We start from the raw sequence: 18696 nt of genomic DNA, 5'->3' as shown, positions 1-18696 counted from the left end.
TCCTCCAGACCGGACTTGAACGAACCCACAGCAGGAGCGCAGAATTCAGGCAAAACGCCGACCGCGCCAGAGAATCCCGCCACCTCTCAACATGAAACGCGTTGGGACCATGCGCTCCCGGCCGTGTCAAGGCGGACGGGCGCCCGGCAGGGGCGCCGCGGGCTCGCGCGATTATGCCGCACGGCGCATGGGGGCCGTCCTCATTGCCCCTCTGGCGCAAGCGTGATCTTTGATTTATCGCAATCACGAAGAACGAGGCGACTTCACGGTCGCCCCTTCGTGCATGGGGCCGCGACAAGGACGTAAGCCGGCCGGCTCCCGTGCAGGTCGATTGAGGAGCATGTGGGATCGATGCGATTTCTGAGCAGGACCTTTGCAACAGCGGCCGCCACGGCCCTTGCCGTCGCCGCGCTGGCGACAGTTCCGGCGATCGCCGGCACCGGCATGCCCTCTGACTGGCAGATCAACCTGCAGGGCGCCGCCACCCCGGTCGCCGAATACATCCACTGGTTCCATGACTGGCTGAACGGCCTCATGGTCGCGGTCACGCTGTTCGTGCTCGTGCTGCTCGCCTATGTCATGTTCCGCTTCAACGCGAAGGCGAACCCGGTCCCCTCCAAGACCACGCACAACGCGGTGATCGAGGTGATCTGGACCGTGATCCCGGTGCTGATCCTCGTCGTCATCGCGATTCCCTCCTTCCGCCTGCTCAGGCTCCAGCTCGAGGTGCCGCCGTCCGACCTGACCCTGAAGGTCACCGGCAACCAGTGGCGCTGGTCCTACGAGTATCCGAAGGAGAGCGGCGGCTTCAGCTTCGATTCGCTGATGCTGAACGAGGAGGAGCGCGCCAAGGCGATCGCATCCAAGAAGATCACCGAGGCCGAGGCGCCGCGCCTGCTCGCCGTCAACAACGAGGTGGTCGTGCCGGTCGACAAGATCGTGCGCGTCCAGGTCACGAGCTCGGACGTCATCCACAAGTTCACCGTGCCGTCCTTCGGCATCAAGATCGACGCCATCCCCGGCCGCCTGAACGAGACCTGGTTCAAGGCCACGCGGGAGGGCATCTATTACGGCCAGTGCTCCTTCGTCTGCGGCCAGGAACACGCCTTCATGCCGATCGCCTTCCGCGTCGTCAGCGAGGAGCGCTACGCTGCCTGGCTCGCCGAGGCGAAGAAGGAATTCGCCAATGCAGAAGACGCCGGCGGCAAGCTCGCCGCCGCGTCCAAGTAAGTCGCCTGAGGAGAACAACGATGGCAACAGCGGCTCCGCACGCGCACGGCCACCATCACGACGAGGCCCATCACGACCACCCGACCGGATGGCGCCGGTGGCTCCTGTCGACCAACCACAAGGACATCGGCACGCTCTACCTGATCTTCGCGATCATGGCGGGCTTCGTCGGCGGCTTCCTCTCGATCCTGATCCGCATCGAGATGATGTATCCGGGCGTGCAGCTCTTCGCCAACGGCCAGAGCTACAACGTCGTGGTCACCGGCCACGGCCTGATCATGATCTTCTTCATGGTGATGCCGGCGCTGATCGGCGGCTTCGGCAACTGGTTCGTGCCGCTGATGATCGGCGCGCCGGACATGGCCTTCCCGCGCATGAACAACATCTCGTTCTGGCTGCTCGTGGCCGCCTTCGTGCTGATGGTGATCTCGATGTTCGCCGAGGGCGCGCCGGGCGCTCACGGCGTCGGCACCGGCTGGACGGTCTATCCGCCCTTCGCCACCGCCGGCCATCCCGGCCCCTCGGTCGATTTCGGCATCCTGTCGCTGCATCTGGCCGGCGCCTCCTCGATCCTGGGGGCGATCAACTTCATCACCACGATCCTGAACATGCGCGCGCCGGGCATGACCATGCACCGCATGCCGCTCTTCGCCTGGGGCGTGCTGGTCACCGCCTTCCTGCTGCTGCTGACGCTGCCGGTCTTGGCGGGCGCGATCACCATGCTGCTGACCGACCGCAATTTCGGCACGACCTTCTTCGATCCTGCCGGCGGCGGCGACCCGATCCTCTACCAGCACCTGTTCTGGTTCTTCGGGCACCCGGAAGTCTACATCATGATCCTGCCGGCCTTCGGCATCATCAGCCACATCGTCTCGACCTTCTCGAAGAAGCCGATCTTCGGCTATCTCGGCATGGCCTATGCGATGGTGGCGATCGGCGTGGTCGGCTTCATCGTCTGGGCGCACCACATGTTCACGGCCGGGCTCTCGCTCAACACGCAGCGTTACTTCGTGTTCGCGACGATGGTGATCGCGGTGCCGACCGGCATCAAGATCTTCTCCTGGATCGCGACGATGTGGGGCGGCTCGATCCGCTTCACCGGGCCGATGATCTGGGCGATCGGCTTCATCTTCGTGTTCACGGTCGGCGGCGTCACCGGCGTGGTTCTGGCCAATGCCGGCGTCGATCGCTCGCTGCACGCGACCTATTACGTGATCGCGCATTTCCACTATGTGCTGTCGCTGGGCGCCGTGTTCGGCATCTTCGCCGGCTTCTACTACTGGTTCCCGAAGATGAGCGGCTACGTGCTGCCGGACGGCGTCGCCAAGCTGCATTTCTGGTTCGCCTTCATCGGCGCGAACCTCCTGTTCTTCCCGCAGCATTTCCTCGGGCTCGCCGGCATGCCGCGTCACTATGTGGACTATCCGGACGCCTTCGCCGGCTGGCATTTCTGGTCGTCGATCGGCTCCTACATCTTTGCCCTCGGCCTTCTGGTCTGGCTCTACGGCATCATCGTCGCCTTCAGCCGCAAGGAACTCGCCGGGGACAATCCGTGGGGCGAAGGCGCGACGACGCTGGAATGGACGCTGTCCTCGCCGCCGCCCTTCCACCAGTTCGAGACGCTGCCGCGCATCACCGGCTCGAACCACTGAGACTGAACATGGGGCGGCGGGCCTCGTCCGGCCCGCCGCCTGCGACCACGCCACGCGCCCCGAGGGGCGCGCCCACCAGAGTACGAAGACAACCCGACCGATGTCCGCCGCATTCGAGACCAGCACCCAGAGCCTGACCGCCTCCACCGGCGAGGCGCGCGACTTCTTCGCGCTGCTGAAGCCACGCGTGATGTCGCTGGTCGTGGTGACGGCGCTGACCGGCATGGCGACCGCGCCGGGCTTCGTGCACCCGGTGATCGGGCTTGCCGCGCTGATGGCGATCGCGGTCGGGGCCGGCGCGTCGGGCTGCCTCAACATGTGGTACGACGCCGATATCGACGCGCTGATGAGCCGCACCGCTAGGCGGCCGATCCCGTCGGGCCGCATCCTGCCCTCGGAGGCGCTGGCCTTCGGGCTGACGCTGTCGGTCGGCTCGGTGCTGGTTCTGGGGCTTGTCGCCAACGCGCTTTCGGCGGCGCTGCTCGCCTTCACCATCTTCTTCTACGCCGTCGTCTATTCGATGTGGCTGAAGCGCTGGACGCCGCAGAACATCGTGATCGGCGGCGCCGCCGGCGCCTTCCCGCCGATGATCGGCGAGGCGGTGGTGACCGGCAACCTCGGCTGGCATTCGCTGGTGCTGTTTTCGATCATCTTCCTGTGGACGCCGCCGCATTTCTGGGCGCTGGCGCTGGTGAAATCCGCCGACTACGCCCGCGCCGGCATCCCGATGATGCCGAATGTCGCAGGCCCCGCCGCGACGCGGCGGCAGATCGTGCTCTATTCGCTGGTCATGGCCCCGGTCGCGGTGCTGCCGGCGCTGATGGGCTTCGGCGGCATGCTCTATCTCGCCGTCTCGGTGACGACGGGCCTCGTCATGATCGCGCTTTCGCTGCGCGTCTGGCTGCGCAGCGAGGGTCCGGCCGCGATCAAGGCCTGCTGGTCGCTGTTCGGCTTCTCGATCATCTATCTGTTCCTGCTCTTCGCCGTTCTGCTCGTCGAGAACGGGCTTAACCTGATGTGGCCGCTTCCGAGGCTGATCGGATGAGCGAGCCGCGCCAGCAGGGAGCCGCCCCCGCCCCGTTCTCGCCCGAGGACATGGCGCGCCGCCGCCGCCGCTCCGTCGCGCTGGCGCTGGTGCTGGGCGGGCTCGTGATCTTCTTCTTCGTGGTGACGCTGGTGAAGACCGGCCCCGCGATCCTGAACCGGCCGCTGTGATGGCCGGCCCCGTCCCCCCGGCACCGCGAGGCAACCCGGCGCGCACCGCGCTGATCTGCGTCGGCGTCGCCTGCGGCATGCTCGGCGCCTCCTTCGCGGCGGTGCCGCTCTACGACCTGTTCTGCAAGGTCACCGGCTTCGGCGGCAGGCCGATCGTCGGCACGGCCGCCGCCGGCAAGATCCTCGACCGGACGGTCGCCGTGCGCTTCGACGCCAATGTCGCGCCGGGGCTCGGCTGGACCTTCGAGGCCGAGAGCCCCGAGACCACGGTCCATGTCGGCGCGACCGAGACCGTGTTCTACAAGATCACCAATCGCTCGCAGCGCACGGTGACGGGCATCGCGACCTACAACGTCGCCCCCGCGCAGGGCGCGGCCTATTTCGTCAAGATCCAGTGTTTCTGCTTCACGGAGCACACGCTGAAACCCGGCGAGAGCTTCGAGGCGCCGGTGGTGTTCTATATCGACCCGGAGATCGCGCAGAACCGCGAGCTCGACGGGCTGCACGCCATCACGCTGTCCTACACCTATTTCGCCTCCAAATCGGGCCAGCCCGTGACGGAGGACAAGGCAAGCGCGCTCGAGGGTGACGCGGGCAATCCGAAACTGTAGAAAAAAGCCGTAGGCGGAGACTGAACACGATGGCCGGGGCCCATACGAAGCACCACGACTACCACCTCGTCGATCCGAGCCCGTGGCCGCTCGTCGGCGCGGCGAGCGCGACGATCATGGCGATCGGCGCGGTGATGTGGATGAAGGCGCTGCCGCTGGGCGGTATGCATATCGGCCCGCTGGTCTTCGGGACGGGCGTGATCGGCGTGCTCTACACCATGCTCTCCTGGTGGATGGACGTGGTGCGCGAGGCCGAGAAGGAAGGCCACCACACCCGCGTCGTCCAGCTCCATCACCGCTACGGCATGATCATGTTCATCGCCTCCGAGGTGATGTTCTTCGTCGCCTGGTTCTGGGCCTATTTCGACGCGAGCCTCTTCGCCGGCGAGGAGATCAACTTCCTCCGCTACGACTTCACCGGCGGGCACTGGCCGCCGAAGGGCATCGAGACCTTCGATCCCTGGCACCTGCCGCTGCTCAACACGCTGATCCTGCTGACCTCGGGCACGACCGTGACCTGGGCGCATCACGCCCTGATCAACAACGATCGCGCCGGGCTGAAGCAGGGCCTGTGGCTGACCGTGATCCTCGGCACGCTGTTCACGATCTGCCAGATTTACGAGTACTCGCACGCCACCTTCGGCTTCAGCGGCAACATCTATGGCGCCACCTTCTTCATGGCGACGGGCTTCCACGGCTTTCACGTCCTGATCGGCACGATCTTCCTGACCGTCTGTCTTTACCGTGCCTATCTCGGCCACTTCAAGCCGGACCAGCATCTCGGCTTCGAGTTCGCCGCCTGGTACTGGCACTTCGTCGACGTGGTCTGGCTGTTCCTGTTCTTCGCGATCTACGTCTGGGGCGCCGGTGCGCATGTGGGCGCCGGGCACTGAAGCCGCACCCGCCGCTATCACCTGACGAAAGGCGGCCGTGAGGCCGCCTTTCCTGCTTCGGAGGCTGTCATGGCCGGTCCTGAACCCACCCCTGCCCCGCCCTGGTCGACGGGGCTTTCCGGGCGCTGCCCGCGCTGCGGCGAAGGCCGGCTGTTCGACGGCTTCCTCAAGCTCAAGCCTCGATGCAGCGCCTGCGGGCTCGATTACGCCTTCGCCGATTCGGCCGATGGCCCGGCGGTCTTCATCATGCTGATCGCCGGCTTCATCGTGCTGGGCCTGGCGCTTTACGTCGAGATCGCCTATGAGCCGCCGATCTGGCTGCACATGCTGATGTGGCTGCCGCTGGCGCTCGTTCTCAGCCTTGGCCTGCTCAGGCCGATGAAGGGGCTGGCGATCGCGCTGCAATATGCCAACAAGGCCGAGGAAGGCAGGCGCCAGACGTGACCGCCACCCGCAAGCCCGGATTGCTGCTGCCGACGCTCGCGACCATCATCGGAGTGCTCATCCTGTGCGGGCTCGGCATCTGGCAGCTTCAGCGGATGGGCGAGAAGCACGCCTATCTCGAACGCCTGCAGCGCGAGGCAGCGGGCGCGCCGGCCCCGATGCCGCCCAGCTCCGACTGGGGAAAGCTCGATGCCGCCGCGCTCGATCTCGCCCATGTCGTGGCGAAGGGCCGTTATATCGACGACAAGATCGCCGGCGTGCGCACCACGATCGGCGCCGGCCCGCCCGGCTCGCGCGGGCTTTCCGGCTTCGGGCGCTGGATCTTCCAGGCTTTCCGGCTGGAGGATGGCGGCGTCATCCTCGTCAATCGCGGCTTCGTGCCGGAAGAGCGGCTCGGCCAGATCGGCCCGTTGAGCGGCGCCGACACCGTCACCGGCTTCCTGCGGGCGCCGGAGGCGCGCAACAGCTTCACGCCCGAGGACCTGCCGGCGATCCGCGAATTCTACACGCGCGATCCAGCCGCGATCGCCGCCGCGCTCGGCCAGCCGCCGGCGCCGTTCTATCTGGAGGCCGCCCGCGAGGGCGACGGGCTGACGCCGCCGGCCGGCGTCGATGTCGGCGAGCTGATCGCGCGCGTGCCCGACAACCACCTGCAATATGCGCTGACCTGGTTCGGGCTGGCGCTGACGCTCATCGGCGTGTTCGCGGCCTTCGCGTGGCAGGCGCGGCGGGGCCCGGCCGCGCACTGACGCCCGACGGTTTTGCCGAATGCGCCGGAGCGGCCTATAGCATCGGGAAAGACTATCGAGGCCACGACCGTGCTGCATGTCTCCACCCGGGGGGAAGCCCCGGCGCTCAGCTTTTCCGACGCGCTCCTGGCGGGGCTTGCCCGCGACGGCGGGCTCTACCTGCCCGAGAGCTGGCCTGCGCTTTCAGCCGCGGAGATCGCCGGTTTCGCCGGCAGGCCCTATGCGGCGGTCGCCGAGCGCGTGCTCGGGCTGCTCAGCGACGGCGATATCGAAAGCGCGGCGCTTTCCGGCATGGTCCGCGATGCCTATGCCGGCTTCCGCCATCCGGCCGTCTGCCCGCTGACGCAGATCGGCGACAATCTCTTCGTGCTCGAGCTGTTCCACGGCCCGACGCTCGCCTTCAAGGACGTGGCGATGCAGCTGCTCGGGCGGCTGATGGACCATGTGCTCGGCCAGCGCGGCCAGCGCGCCACCATCGTCGGCGCGACCTCGGGCGATACCGGCGGGGCGGCGATCGACGCCTTCAAGGGGCTGAAGAGCGTCGATGTCTTCATCCTCTACCCCGAGGGGCGCGTCTCCGAGGTGCAGCGCCGGCAGATGACGACGGTCGCAGCGGACAATGTCCACGCCATCGCGGTCGAGGGCACCTTCGACGACTGCCAGAACCTGGTGAAGGCGATGTTCAACCATCACGCCTTCCGCGACGAGCTCGGGCTGTCGGGCGTCAACTCGATCAACTGGGCGCGCATCGCCGCGCAGGTCGTGTATTATTTCACGGCTGCGGTCTCGCTCGGCGGGCCGGGCCGCCGGGTCTCCTTCAGCGTGCCCACCGGCAATTTCGGCGATATCCTCGCCGGCTGGGTCGCCAAGCGCATGGGGCTGCCGATCGAGCGGCTGATCATCGCGACCAACAGCAACGACATCCTGGCGCGCACGCTTCAAACCGGCGCCTATGAGATGCGCGGCGTGGCGGCGACGACCTCGCCCTCGATGGACATCCAGATCTCCTCTAATTTCGAGCGGCTGCTGTTCGAGGCGCATGGCCGCGACGGCGCCACCGTCCGCCGGCTGATGCAGTCGCTCCAGCAATCGGGCCGCTTCGCGATCGCGGAGGAGCCACTCGCCCGCATCCGCGGCGAGTTCGACGCCGCGGCGCTCGGCGAGGACGAGGTCTCGGCCGAGATCACGAGATGCTGGACCGAGGCCGGCTATCTCATCGATCCGCATACCGCGATCGGCGTCGGCGCCGCCCGGCGGGCGCTGAAGCGCGATCCCGCCACGCCGATGATCGTGCTCGGCACGGCCCATCCGGCCAAGTTCCCGGCGGCGGTGAAGGCGGCGAGCGGGGTCACGCCCGCGCTGCCGGCCCATCTCAGCGACCTGATGGAGCGCAAGGAGCGCCTGACGCTGTTGCCGAACGATCTTGGCAAGGTCGAGGCCTTCGTGCGCCAGCATGCGCGAGCGGTGCGCGGAGCGGCGGCGTGAACGCCGGACCGCAAGGGCTGCACGACCCCGACGTGGCGCTGACCACGCTGCCGTCGGGTCTGCGCATCGTCTCGCAGCGCATGGACCATGCCGCGACCGTCTCGCTCGGCCTGTGGATCGGGGCCGGCGCGCGCGACGAATTGCCGAACGAGCACGGGCTCGCCCATCTGCTCGAGCACATGGCGTTCAAGGGCACGGGCAAGCGCAGCGCGCTCCAGATCGCCGAGGAGATCGAAAGCGTCGGCGGCGATCTCAATGCCGCGACAAGCGTCGAATATACCTGCTACACCGCCCGCGTGCTCGGCTCGGATCTCGGCCTCGCCGTCGACATCCTCGCCGACATCGTCACCTCCCCTTCCCTGACCGGCGAGGAACTGAAGCGCGAGAAGGGCGTGATCCTGCAGGAAATCTCGGCGGTGCAGGACACGCCGGACGACCTCGTCTATGACCGCTTCCTGCAGGCGGCCTTCCCGGACCAGCCGATCGGCCGGCCGATCCTCGGCACCGCCAAGACGGTGAAAGGCTTCACCCCGGCCGCGATCCGCGCCTATCTCGCGCGGCATTATCACGCCGGCAACATCGTGCTCGCGGCGTCGGGCGCCGTCGACCATGAGGAGCTCGTCGCGCTCGCCCGCGAGCACCTGTCGACGCTGCCGGCTAAACCGGCCGAGCCCTTCATCCGCGAGACCGGCGCCTATCGCGGCGGCGAGGCGCGGATCGGCAGCGACGAGGAGCAGGTCCACCTCGTCCTCGGCCTGCCCGGCCTGCCCTTCGCGCAGGGCGCGCATTACCCGCTCCAGATCTTCGCTTCCGTGCTCGGCGGCGGGCTGTCGTCGCGGCTGTTCCAGGAGGTGCGCGAGCAGCGCGGCCTCGCCTATGCCATCGACGCCTTCCACTGGCCCTTCTCCGATTGCGGCGTCTTCGGCATCGGGGCCGGCACCGCGCCGGAGGATGCCGGCGAGCTGATCGAGGTCGCGCTCGGCTGCCTCAGGCAGGCGGCGGAGGACGTCAGCGAGGTCGAGGTCGCCCGCGCCCGCGCCCAGATGAAGGTCGGGCTCCTGGCTTCGCTGGAAAGCCCCGGCGGCAAGCTGGAGCAGATGGCGCGGCAGGTGCTGCTGTTTAACCGGGCGATCCCGCGCGAGGAGCTCGCCGCGCGGCTCGATGCCGTGACGCTCGAGGACGTGCGCGCCGCCGGCCGCTCGCTGCTCGGCCACCAGCCGACGATCGCGGCCGTCGGCCCGGTCCACGGCCTGCCGCCGGCCAAGCGCCTGCGCCAGGCGACACGGGCCGCGGATTGAGCCGCGATGGCGCTGTTCCGTTTCCCGAGCGAGCCGCCGAGCCGCCCGCTGATCCGGACGCAAAACCTCTATCTGCGCGCGCCCCAGGCCGGCGACCATACGGCCTGGGCGGCGCTGCGCACGGAAAGCCGGGCGTTCCTGACGCCCTGGGAGCCGAGCTGGAACGAGGACGACCTGACGCGCGCCTCGTTCCGCCTGCGCGCCAAGCGCGCGGAGCGCGAGATCGCAGCCGACGAAGCCTACTCGCTCTTCATCTTCGACGCGCACACCGACGCGCTCCTCGTCGGGCTGACGCTCGGGCTGATCCGGCGCGGCGTCGCGCAGGCCTCAACGCTCGGCTACTGGATGGGGCAGCGCCATGCCGGCAAGGGCCATATGACGGAAGCCGTGCGCGGGGCCGTGCGCTTCGCCTTTTCCGACCTCGCCCTGCATCGCGTCGAGGCGGCCTGCCTGCCGCATAACCAGCCGTCGCGGCGGCTGCTCGAGCGGGTCGGCTTCCGGAGCGAGGGGCTGGCGCGCGCCTATCTCAGGATCGACGGCAACTGGGCCGATCACCTGCTCTATGCCGTGCTCTCCAGCGACACGCTGCCCGGAGCGAGGCCGTGACCGCGGCGGTCGACCACGGCCTCGCCCGGCCTTGCCCTCGCCACGAGCGGCCGGTAGGGCTTCTCAGCGAACACCGCATCACCGCCTCCCGCCTGATAGCCGAGCACAGCTTGTCCAACCTTGCGCGCCTCTTCCGGATCGGCCTTACCGTGGTCGGGCTTGCCATCTGGTTCTGTCTGGCGGCTGTCGCACCGGCGCTTGCCGTGGAAGCGGCGCGCGTGCCGGTCGATGCCCCTGTGATCGACCTGACCCATATCGTCGAGCGCAACAAATCCGACGGCGACGTCATCCAGATCTCGACCGCGCCGGGGCCGGACGGCATCGTCAGGCGCATCGCCGTCAAGGCCCGCGAGGCGGGCGCGAGGCCCGACTGGATCGTCTTCGCGCTGACCAACGATTCCGACGAGCAGATCGACCGGCTCCTGGTCGCGCCCTTCCACAGGCTGATCGGCTCTGGCGTGATCTGGCCCGATCTCGGCGACAGGCGCATCGAGGCGGTAACCGCGAGCCAGGGCCTCTCGCCCGAGCGCGAGGCGAGCCCCGACGCCGACGTCTTCCTGATCACGCTCGATCCGGGCACGACGGTCACCTTCGTCGCGGAGCTGAAATCGCCCAACCTGCCCCAGCTCTATCTCTACGATGCGGACGCCTACCGGCAGAAGACCAACGGGCTCACCCTCTACAAGGGCATCATCATCGGCATCGCCGGGTTGCTCGCGCTGTTTTTGACCATCATCTTCGTGGTCAAGGGCGCGGTGATCTTCCCGGCGGCGGCGGCGCTGGCCTGGGCGGTCCTGGCCTATGCCGGCCTCGATTTCGGCTTCTTCCAGCGATTGTTCCCGCTGACGCCGCAGATCGAGCGCATATATCGCGCCGGCGCCGAGGTGGTGCTGGCGGCGACGCTGCTCGTCTTCCTCTTCGCCTATCTCAACCTGCAACGCTGGCATGTGCGCTACGGCCATGTCACGGCGATCTGGATCCTCGGGCTTGCCGGTCTGATCGGGCTTGCCGTCTTCGACGCGCCGATGGCGTCGGGCATCGCGCGCATTTCGATCGCCGCCGTCGCGGCGGTGGGCTTCGTGCTCGTCGTGCATCTGGCGACGCATGGCTACGAGCGCGCGGTGATGCTGATCCCGACCTGGTTCCTGCTCGCCGTCTGGGTGACGGCGGCCGGCTTCACCGTGACCGGGCAGTTCCAGCGCGATCTGGTCGCGCCGGCCCTGCTCGGCGGGCTCGTCCTGATCGTGCTCCTGATCGGCTTCACCGTGATCCAGCACGCCTTCGCGGGCGGCGCGATCTCGCAGGGGCTGGTCTCGGACACGGAACGGCGGGCGCTGGCGCTCTCGGGCTCGGGCGACCTCGTCTTCGACTGGGACGTCTCCTCCGACAAGGTCTTCGTCTCGCCGCAGATCGAGACGCTGCTCGGCCTGGCCAAGGGGGCGCTCGAAGGCTCGGCCGCGCGCTGGCTCGAGCATATGCACGTCGCCGACCGCGACCGCTACCGCGTCACGCTCGACGCCGTGCTGGAGCAGCGCCGCGGCAAGCTCAATCTCGACCTGCGCCTGCGTGCCGCGAGCGGCGCCTATCACTGGGTCAACGTCAAGGCGCGGCCGGTGATCGGCTCGGACGGCGAGGTCATCCGCGTCATCGGCACGCTCGCCGACGTCACCGAGCAGCGCACCGCGCAGGAGCGGCTCCTGCACGACGCCGTCCACGACAACCTGACCGGCCTGCCCAACCGCAAGCTGTTCCAGGACCGGCTCGGCGCCATCTTCGGCTTCACCCGCGCCGACGACAATATCCGCCCGACCGTGCTCGTCATCGATGTCGACCGCTTCAAGCAGGTCAACGAATCGGTCGGCTTCGCGGCCGGCGATTCGATCCTCTTGACGCTGGCGCGGCGGCTGGGCCGGCTGCTCAGGGCGCAGGACACGCTCGCCCGCATCGGCGGCGACACCTTCGCGATGATCCTGGTCTCCGAGCGCGACCCCGAGCGCATCCTGGCGCTGGCGGAACTGGTGCGCCGCGCCGTCTCGACGCCGATCACCTATGCCGAGCGCGAGATCGTGCTGACGCCCTCGATCGGGCTTGCCCTGTTCGACCCGGCGCCGGCCTTCCGCAAGGAGGACGCGCTCAAGAACGCCGAGCTCGCCATGGCTCATGCCAAGCGCCAGGGCGGCAACAAGATCGAGGTCTTTGTCCCGGCGATGCGCACCGACCGCAACGACCGGCTCGCGCTCGAAAGCGACCTGCGCCGGGCGATCGAGCGCGGCGAGATCCAGGTGATGTACCAGCCGATCGTCAGGCTGGAGGACCGCACCATCGCCGGCTTCGAGGCGCTGGTGCGCTGGGACCATCCGCGCGAGGGCCGGCTGATGCCGCAGGATTTCCTCGCCATCGCCGAGGAGACCGGGCTGATCGTCGATCTCGGCGTCTATGTCATGGACAGGACGGCGCGCGAGCTGGAAGCCTGGCAGGCGGCGCTCGAGGTCGATCCGCCGATCTTCGCCAGCGTCAACGTGTCGAGCCGGCAATTGCTGCGCCACGACCTCCTGCACGACGTCAAGACCGTACTCGGGCGGAGGCGCGTTCTGCCTGGCACGCTCAAGCTCGAGATCACCGAGAGCCTGGTGATGGAGAACCCGGAATATGCCGCGCAGATGCTGCAACGCATCCGCGATCTCGGTGCCGGCCTGTCGCTCGACGATTTCGGAACGGGCTATTCCTCGCTGTCCTATCTCCAGCGCTTCCCCTTCGACACGATCAAGATCGACCAGAGCTTCGTGCGCCAGATGGGCAATGGCCGCCCGCCGGTGATCCTGCGTTCGATCGTGCAGCTCGCCGCCGACCTCGCCATGGACGTGGTGGCCGAGGGCGCGGAGAGCGAATCGGATGCGATCGAGCTCTACCAGCTCGGCTGCCAATACGCGCAGGGCTACATCTTCGGCCAGCCGATGACGGCGGCGGAGGCGCGCCGCCTGATGGGCGCGGCGGCGGCGACGGAAGCGGCGTAAGCACCTGATCGCAGGGCTTCGAGACCCCTGTCATTCCGGGGCGCGCCGCAGGCGCGAACCCGGAATGACGAATGGGGTTCCCTCAGGCGTGCCCCGCATCCCGCGATAGAAACGCCGGGTCGATGCCGATCTTGCCGAGCGCGCGCTGGTATTTCGTCTCGACGACCTCGTCGAAGAGAAGCTCCGGATCGGCGGCGCAATGCAGCCAGCCATTGGACTGGATCTCGGCCTCGAGCTGGCCGGCCGCCCAGCCGGCATAGCCCAGCGCCAGGACCGCGTTCTCGGGCCCGCCGCCGGTGGCGATGGCGCGCAGGATGTCGAGCGTCGCCGTCAGGCAGATGCCGTCGTCGATCGGCAGGGTCGCCGATTCGAGGAAGAAATCGGCGGTATGCAGGACAAAGCCGCGCTTGGTCTCGACGGGTCCGCCGCGCAGCACCTGCATGCGCTCGGCCCGGCTCGGCAGGCGGATCACCTCCTCGGAGGGAATCACGTCGAGCTGGACGAGCAGGTCGGGAAAGCTCGTCGCCCCCGCCGGCTTGTTGACGATGATGCCCATCGCCCCGTCCTCGGAATGGGCGCAGACATAGACCACGCTGCGGCTGAAGCGCGTATCGGCCATGCCCGGCATCGCGATCAGGCATTGCCCGTCGAGATAGCTGCGGCCGCCGATGCGCGATTGTGAGCCGATCTTCATGACGCCCATGCTAGAGCATCGGACCGGAAAGTGGAATCGGCTTTACCCACGGCACGCGCCGGATCACGTTCGTGTGCATCCGCGCTGGCGATATCGCGATTGTGCCCCAATCCTGCGCGAGATTGCCGGCGCGCCGCAGCGGCGCGAAACGGCGGAGGACGACAGGTTTTGTTCGCTTTTCAGGCTCGCGATCGCTAAAGGCAGGGTCGTGAACCGCATTCTGCCCCTGCTCATCCTGCTGCCTCTGACGCTCGGCCCCGCGGCCCACGCCGAGGAGGCGACGACGGAGGCTGCGATCTCGCCCTGGTCGGAGAGCGAGCATGCGAAGCTGCGCCTGATCGCCGGCCCGACCACCGCGACCGGCAAGCAGCGCGTCGGTGTCGAGATCGTGATGTCGCCGGGCTACAAGACCTATTGGCGCAGCCCCGGCCAGTTCGGCGTGCCGCCGGCCTTCGACTGGACCGGCTCGACCAATATCGGCGGGCTCGACGTGCGCTGGCCGGTGCCGGAGCGCTTCCAGGATTCGGCCGGCTATTCGGTCGGCTATGTCAGCGAGATCGTGATCCCGATCTCGGTCCAGCCGGTCGATCCGTCGCGGCCGGTGATGGTCGTGCTCAAGCTCGACTACGCGGTCTGCGACAGGATCTGCATCCCGGCCAAGGGCGAGGCCAGCCTGTGGCTCGAGCCCGGCGTGACGACGGTGACCTCGGCGCGGCTTGAAAGCTTCGAGGCGCGCGTGCCGGTCCCGGTCAAGCCGGGGGCGCACAAGGGCAAGATCGCCATCCTCGAAGCCGGGCCGGACGAGACCGTGGTCGATCCGGGCCTGCGGCTCATCCTGCAGCCGCCGCCGGAGGGCCGGATCGAGGACGTCTTCGTCGAGGGGTCGGGCATGTGGTCCTTCGGCCGATCCCGGCTGACGCCGCAGGAGGACGGCACGGTCCTCGCCCAGATCCGGATCGACGAGCGGCCGAAGGGCGCGGCCGGGCCGACCCCGCTGATCTTCACCGTGCGCGGGGCGCCACGCCCGGTCGAGACGCGGCTGGAACTCGACATCCCCGCCGGCAAGCCCTAATCCGTCAGGCGCAGCGGCCGGCAAGGCCGCGGGCTTCACGGAGAGACAGCCGATGACCATCAAGGTGGGTGACAAGCTTCCCCAGGCGACGTTCCGCGTCATGACCGCAGACGGCCCCGCCGCGCGCACGACCGACGATCTGTTCAGCGGCAGGAAGGTCGTGCTCTTCGCGGTGCCCGGCGCCTTCACCCCGACCTGCCACCGCAACCACCTGCCGGGCTATCTGGAGAAGGCGGCCGAGATCAAGGCGAAGGGCGTCGACGCCATCATGGTGACCGGCGTCAACGACGTCTTCGTCATGGACGCCTGGTCGAAGGCGACCGGCGGCGCCGGCGTGATCGAGTTCCTCTCGGACGGCAACGCCGATTTCGCCAAGGCGATCGGCCTGTCGATGGACGGCTCGGGCTTCGGCCTCGGCACGCGCTCGCAGCGCTATGCGATGCTGGTCGAGGACGGCGTGGTCAGGGTGCTCAGCGTCGAGGAAGCCGCCGGCAAGGCCGAGGCCTCCGGCGCCGCGGCGATGCTCGAGAAGCTCTGAGCGGCAAGCCGGGGACCCGAGCAAGCCCGCGCAGCCGCTGCGCGGGTTTTTTTATGACCACCATTGTCATTCCGGGGCTTCGCGTCAGCGAAGCCCCGGAATGACAATGGTATGGCTAAAGTCGCCGTGAGAAGGAACGAACCGATGCCCGAGATCACCATCCGCCCGCTCGCCGCGACCGACCGCGACGCCTGGACGCCGCTCTGGCACGGCTACCTCGCCTTCTACAAAGCGACGCTGCCGCCCGCGGTCGACGCGATCACCTTCGGCCGGCTGACCGGCGGGAGCGAGCCGATGGGCGGCTTCATCGCCTTCCGGGGCGACGAGGCGCTGGGCATGGTGAACTGGGTGATCCACCGCTCGACCTGGAGCGAGCGGAATATCTGCTACCTGCAGGATCTGTTCACGGTGCCCGAGGCGCGCGGCAGCGGCGTCGGGCGCGGGCTGATCGAGGCCGTGAACGGAATGGCGCGCGAGAAGGGCTGCTTCCGCGTCTATTGGCAGACGCAGGAATCCAACCTCCAGGCGCGGGAGCTTTACGACAAGGTCGCCGACAAGTCGGGCTTCATCGTCTATCGCCAGCCGCTGGACTGAGCAGGCGGGTCTCAGCCGCCCTTGAACGGCGCCATGCCGGCTCGTGCGAGGGCGTCGGCGCGCTCGTTCATCGCGTCGCCGGCATGGCCCTTGACCCACTTCCATTCGATTTTATGGCGGCCGAGCGCGGCTTCGAGGCGCTGCCAGAGCTCGGCGTTCTTGACCGGCTTGCGATCGGCCGTCTTCCAGCCGTTCTTCTTCCAGCCATGGATCCAGCTGGTGATGCCCTGGCGCAGATACTGGCTGTCGGTGTGGAGCGCGACCGTGCAGGGGCGCTTCAGCGCCTCTAGCGCGGCTATCGCCGCCATCAGCTCCATGCGGTTGTTGGTGGTCTGGGCCTCGCCGCCGCAGAGCTCCTTCTCGACGCCGTTATAGCACAGGATCGCCCCCCAGCCGCCGGGGCCGGGGTTTCCTGAACAGGCCCCGTCCGTCCAGACATCGACCATGGTGCTCATGGCAGGCCCCGGCGATTTCGAGTTGCGCGAATGGGGCAAGCCCCAAGCGCGCCGGGGCCGGGGTTTCCTGAACAGGCCCCGTCCGTCCAGACATCGACCATGGTGCCGCTCACCGCTTCAGCCCGTATTCGCGGGCGTCGAGCACGCGCTGGTGGAAGGCGAGCTTGCGGTCGTATTCGAGCGGGTCGTGCGGCTTGACCAGCGCGCCCGCGGGCACGTTCAGCCAGTCGACCAGCCGCGTCAGCAGGAAGCGCAGCGCCGAGCCGCGGCAAAGCTGCGGCAGCGCCTCGACCTCCGTCTCGGTCAGCGGGCGCACGCTCTCGTAGCCGGCGAGCATCGCCTGGCCCTTGGTCAGGTTGAACGAGCCGTCGGCCTCGAAGCACCAGGAGTTCAGGCAGATCGCCAGATCATAGGCGAAGGCGTCGGTGCAGGCGAAGTAGAAGTCGATCAGCCCCGAGAGCCTGCCGCCGATGAAGAAGACGTTGTTGGGGAAGAGATCGGCATGGATCACGCCGCGCGGCAGATCCTGCGGCCAGCGCGCCTCGTGCACCGCAATCTCGGCGGCGACGCGGCGGGCGAGCCCGGGCGAGACCCTGTCGGCATCGGTGCCGGCCTGCGCGGCAAGCGGGCGCCAGCCGGGAACCGAGAGCGCGTTGACCCGCTCCATCGCGAAATCGGCGCCGGCCTCGTGCAGCAGGGCAAGCCCGCGGCCGAGCTCCTGGCAATGGGCCGCGGTCGGGCGGCGCACCGAAAGCCCGTCGAGGAAGGTGACGATCGCCGCCGGGCGCCCGGCGAGGCGGCCGAGCATCTGCCCGCGCCCGTCGCTGACCGGCTGCGGGCAGATCACCCCGCGCCTGGCCAGATGCTGCATCAGCCCCAGGAAGAAAGGCAGCTCGTCCGGGTTCACCCGCTTCTCGTAGAGGGTGAGGATGAAGGCGCCCTGCGTTGTGCGGATCAGATAGTTCGAGTTCTCGACGCCCTCGGCGATGCCCTTGGCGGAGAGGAGATCGCCGATGCCATAGCGCGCCACGAAGGCGGCCATCTCGTCATCGGGCACTTCGGTATAGACGGCCAAGATGAAGGCTCTCTGCTCAGGTTACTCGGCCGCGTCCGGCGCCGTCTCGCCGCGCAATTCGCGCGGCAGCGGGAAGAAGACATTCTCGTCGGCGGTCGAGACGGTCTCGACGCTGACCTCGTAGCGCTCGGCGAAGGCGTCGATGATCTCCTCGACCAGCACCTCGGGCGCGCTCGCGCCGGCGGTGATGCCGAGGCTGCGAATCTGGCCGAAGACCGCCCAGTCGATCTCGTCCGTGCGCAGGACGAGCCGCGCCACCGGGCAGCCGGCGCGCTCGGCGACCTCGCGCAGACGCTGCGAGTTCGAGGAATTGGGCGAGCCGACGACGATCAGTCCGTCGACCTGCGGGGCGACGCGCTTCACCGCCTCCTGGCGGTTGGTCGTGGCATAGCAGATGTCCTCCTTGTGCGGGGCGATCAGCTCCGGGAAGCGGGCCTGCAATGCGTCCACGATCTCGCGCGTGTCGTCGACCGAGAGCGTCGTCTGGGTGACATAGGCGAGCGCCTGCCCCGCCGGGGGCTCGAGCGCCGCGACGTCGTCGAGCGTCTCGATCAGCGTGATCGCGCCTTCGGGCAACTGGCCCATCGTGCCGATCACCTCCGGGTGGCCGGCATGGCCGACGAGCAGGATATGGCGGCCGCGCTTGTGATGCACTTCGGCCTCGCGATGGACCTTGGTGACCAGCGGGCAGGTGGCGTCGATGGCGAAGAGGGCGCGTGCCTTCGCGGCGGCCGGCACCGCCTTGGCGACGCCATGGGCGGAGAAGATCACCGGCCGCGTCGCATCGGGCACCTCGTCGAGCTCGGCGACGAAGACGGCGCCCTTCCGCTTCAGCGATTCGACCACGTATTTGTTGTGGACGATCTCGTGGCGGACATAGACCGGCGCGCCATGCAGCTTCAGCGCCTTCTCGACGGCGTCGATGGCGCGCACCACCCCGGCGCAGAAGCCGCGCGGGGCGCAGAGCAGGATGGCGAGCGGCGGCTTCATCACGCGCTGGAAAATCTCCGGTCAAAATCCCGCGTCTTCTTTCGGCGGGATCGGGGCGATGTCAAGGAAGCGAATTTGCGG

General features: G+C 68.2%; 19 protein-coding genes. 15 read left to right on the top strand and 4 right to left on the bottom strand.

Annotated features, from left to right (window positions below):
* The first annotated feature begins 351 nt into the window (after window positions 1–351).
* The 12 genes from coxB (at window position 352) to M9917_RS15135 (ending at window position 13197) form a co-directional block, all read left to right on the top strand.
* Entirely contained in the window at window positions 352–1230 is an 879-nt protein-coding gene (gene coxB / locus M9917_RS15190; RefSeq protein ID WP_297255024.1) for a cytochrome c oxidase subunit II, read from the top strand.
* Window positions 1231–1250: 20 nt separating this feature from the next.
* Window positions 1251–2882, top strand: a complete 1632-nt coding sequence (gene ctaD, locus M9917_RS15185) for a cytochrome c oxidase subunit I (RefSeq protein ID WP_297255023.1) — start codon at window positions 1251–1253, stop codon at window positions 2880–2882.
* Between the two features lie 100 nt (window positions 2883–2982).
* Window positions 2983–3927 (top strand): heme o synthase, encoded by a 945-nt coding sequence (locus M9917_RS15180; protein ID WP_297255022.1) that lies wholly within the window; start codon window positions 2983–2985, stop codon window positions 3925–3927.
* The gene (locus tag M9917_RS15175) at window positions 3924–4097 is read left to right on the top strand and encodes a hypothetical protein (RefSeq protein WP_297255020.1); all 174 of its coding nucleotides are present in this window, start codon (window positions 3924–3926) and stop codon (window positions 4095–4097) included. The genes M9917_RS15180 and M9917_RS15175 overlap by 4 nt, the downstream gene beginning before the upstream one ends.
* The gene (locus M9917_RS15170; protein WP_297255018.1) at window positions 4097–4708 is read left to right on the top strand and encodes a cytochrome c oxidase assembly protein; all 612 of its coding nucleotides are present in this window, start codon (window positions 4097–4099) and stop codon (window positions 4706–4708) included. The genes M9917_RS15175 and M9917_RS15170 overlap by 1 nt, the downstream gene beginning before the upstream one ends.
* Before the next feature lie 29 nt (window positions 4709–4737).
* Entirely contained in the window at window positions 4738–5601 is an 864-nt protein-coding gene (locus tag M9917_RS15165; protein ID WP_297255016.1) for a cytochrome c oxidase subunit 3, read from the top strand.
* Window positions 5602–5670: 69 nt separating this feature from the next.
* The gene (locus tag M9917_RS15160) at window positions 5671–6045 is read left to right on the top strand and encodes a DUF983 domain-containing protein (protein ID WP_297255014.1); all 375 of its coding nucleotides are present in this window, start codon (window positions 5671–5673) and stop codon (window positions 6043–6045) included.
* Window positions 6042–6794: an SURF1 family protein gene (locus tag M9917_RS15155; protein ID WP_297255012.1), complete on the top strand. Its 753-nt coding sequence runs from the start codon at window positions 6042–6044 to the stop codon at window positions 6792–6794. The genes M9917_RS15160 and M9917_RS15155 overlap by 4 nt, the downstream gene beginning before the upstream one ends.
* 69 nt (window positions 6795–6863) lie before the next feature.
* On the top strand, window positions 6864–8279 hold the full coding sequence (thrC, locus tag M9917_RS15150) for a threonine synthase (RefSeq protein ID WP_297255011.1): 1416 nt from the start codon (window positions 6864–6866) through the stop codon (window positions 8277–8279).
* On the top strand, window positions 8276–9577 hold the full coding sequence (locus tag M9917_RS15145; protein ID WP_297255009.1) for a M16 family metallopeptidase: 1302 nt from the start codon (window positions 8276–8278) through the stop codon (window positions 9575–9577). The genes thrC and M9917_RS15145 overlap by 4 nt, the downstream gene beginning before the upstream one ends.
* A 6-nt stretch (window positions 9578–9583) precedes the next feature.
* Window positions 9584–10183: a GNAT family N-acetyltransferase gene (locus tag M9917_RS15140; RefSeq protein ID WP_297255007.1), complete on the top strand. Its 600-nt coding sequence runs from the start codon at window positions 9584–9586 to the stop codon at window positions 10181–10183.
* 137 nt (window positions 10184–10320) lie between these two features.
* A complete protein-coding gene (locus M9917_RS15135) occupies window positions 10321–13197 on the top strand; it encodes an EAL domain-containing protein (RefSeq protein ID WP_297257088.1) in 2877 nt (958 codons plus the stop codon).
* Window positions 13198–13279: 82 nt separating this feature from the next.
* On the opposite strand, the gene M9917_RS15130 is transcribed toward M9917_RS15135, so the two are convergent.
* The gene (locus M9917_RS15130; RefSeq protein ID WP_297255005.1) at window positions 13280–13900 is read right to left on the bottom strand and encodes a YqgE/AlgH family protein; all 621 of its coding nucleotides are present in this window, start codon (window positions 13898–13900) and stop codon (window positions 13280–13282) included.
* 199 nt (window positions 13901–14099) lie between these two features.
* On the opposite strand from M9917_RS15130, the gene M9917_RS15125 reads away from it, so the two are divergent.
* From M9917_RS15125 to M9917_RS15115, 3 genes are all read left to right on the top strand, one after another.
* A complete protein-coding gene (locus tag M9917_RS15125; protein WP_297255003.1) occupies window positions 14100–14963 on the top strand; it encodes a protein-disulfide reductase DsbD domain-containing protein in 864 nt (287 codons plus the stop codon).
* A gap of 52 nt (window positions 14964–15015) precedes the next feature.
* Window positions 15016–15501 (top strand): peroxiredoxin, encoded by a 486-nt coding sequence (locus M9917_RS15120; RefSeq protein WP_297255001.1) that lies wholly within the window; start codon window positions 15016–15018, stop codon window positions 15499–15501.
* Between the two features lie 144 nt (window positions 15502–15645).
* Complete coding sequence (locus M9917_RS15115) at window positions 15646–16095, top strand: GNAT family N-acetyltransferase (protein WP_297254999.1); 450 nt, start codon at window positions 15646–15648, stop codon at window positions 16093–16095.
* Window positions 16096–16106: 11 nt separating this feature from the next.
* On the opposite strand, the gene rnhA is transcribed toward M9917_RS15115, so the two are convergent.
* The 3 genes from rnhA to ispH form a co-directional block, all read right to left on the bottom strand.
* Window positions 16107–16550, bottom strand: coding sequence for a ribonuclease HI (rnhA, locus tag M9917_RS15110; RefSeq protein ID WP_297254997.1), 444 nt, complete (start codon window positions 16548–16550; stop codon window positions 16107–16109).
* Between the two features lie 109 nt (window positions 16551–16659).
* Window positions 16660–17625 (bottom strand): homoserine kinase, encoded by a 966-nt coding sequence (locus M9917_RS15105; protein WP_297254996.1) that lies wholly within the window; start codon window positions 17623–17625, stop codon window positions 16660–16662.
* Window positions 17626–17646: 21 nt separating this feature from the next.
* The gene (gene ispH / locus M9917_RS15100; protein WP_297254994.1) at window positions 17647–18615 is read right to left on the bottom strand and encodes a 4-hydroxy-3-methylbut-2-enyl diphosphate reductase; all 969 of its coding nucleotides are present in this window, start codon (window positions 18613–18615) and stop codon (window positions 17647–17649) included.
* Window positions 18616–18696 lie beyond the last annotated feature (81 nt).

Origin of the sequence: Bosea sp. (in: a-proteobacteria) (genome assembly GCF_023953965.1) — a bacterium.
Lineage (GTDB): Bacteria > Pseudomonadota > Alphaproteobacteria > Rhizobiales > Beijerinckiaceae > Allobosea.
This window is presented reverse-complemented; position numbering and strand designations above follow the sequence as displayed.

Excerpts from the sequence above, each read along its gene's own strand:
- M9917_RS15140 (WP_297255007.1), top strand. The coding sequence starts at position 9,584 with ATGGCGCTGTTCCGTTTCCCGAGCGAGCCGCCGAGCCGCCCGCTGATC.
- rnhA (WP_297254997.1), bottom strand. The coding sequence starts at position 16,550 with ATGAGCACCATGGTCGATGTCTGGACGGACGGGGCCTGTTCAGGAAAC.
- M9917_RS15120 (WP_297255001.1), top strand. The coding sequence starts at position 15,016 with ATGACCATCAAGGTGGGTGACAAGCTTCCCCAGGCGACGTTCCGCGTC.
- M9917_RS15175 (WP_297255020.1), top strand. The coding sequence starts at position 3,924 with ATGAGCGAGCCGCGCCAGCAGGGAGCCGCCCCCGCCCCGTTCTCGCCC.
- coxB (WP_297255024.1), top strand. The coding sequence starts at position 352 with ATGCGATTTCTGAGCAGGACCTTTGCAACAGCGGCCGCCACGGCCCTT.
- M9917_RS15115 (WP_297254999.1), top strand. The coding sequence starts at position 15,646 with ATGCCCGAGATCACCATCCGCCCGCTCGCCGCGACCGACCGCGACGCC.
- M9917_RS15180 (WP_297255022.1), top strand. The coding sequence starts at position 2,983 with ATGTCCGCCGCATTCGAGACCAGCACCCAGAGCCTGACCGCCTCCACC.
- ispH (WP_297254994.1), bottom strand. The coding sequence starts at position 18,615 with ATGAAGCCGCCGCTCGCCATCCTGCTCTGCGCCCCGCGCGGCTTCTGC.
- M9917_RS15165 (WP_297255016.1), top strand. The coding sequence starts at position 4,738 with ATGGCCGGGGCCCATACGAAGCACCACGACTACCACCTCGTCGATCCG.
- M9917_RS15130 (WP_297255005.1), bottom strand. The coding sequence starts at position 13,900 with ATGGGCGTCATGAAGATCGGCTCACAATCGCGCATCGGCGGCCGCAGC.
- M9917_RS15170 (WP_297255018.1), top strand. The coding sequence starts at position 4,097 with ATGGCCGGCCCCGTCCCCCCGGCACCGCGAGGCAACCCGGCGCGCACC.
- ctaD (WP_297255023.1), top strand. The coding sequence starts at position 1,251 with ATGGCAACAGCGGCTCCGCACGCGCACGGCCACCATCACGACGAGGCC.
- M9917_RS15160 (WP_297255014.1), top strand. The coding sequence starts at position 5,671 with ATGGCCGGTCCTGAACCCACCCCTGCCCCGCCCTGGTCGACGGGGCTT.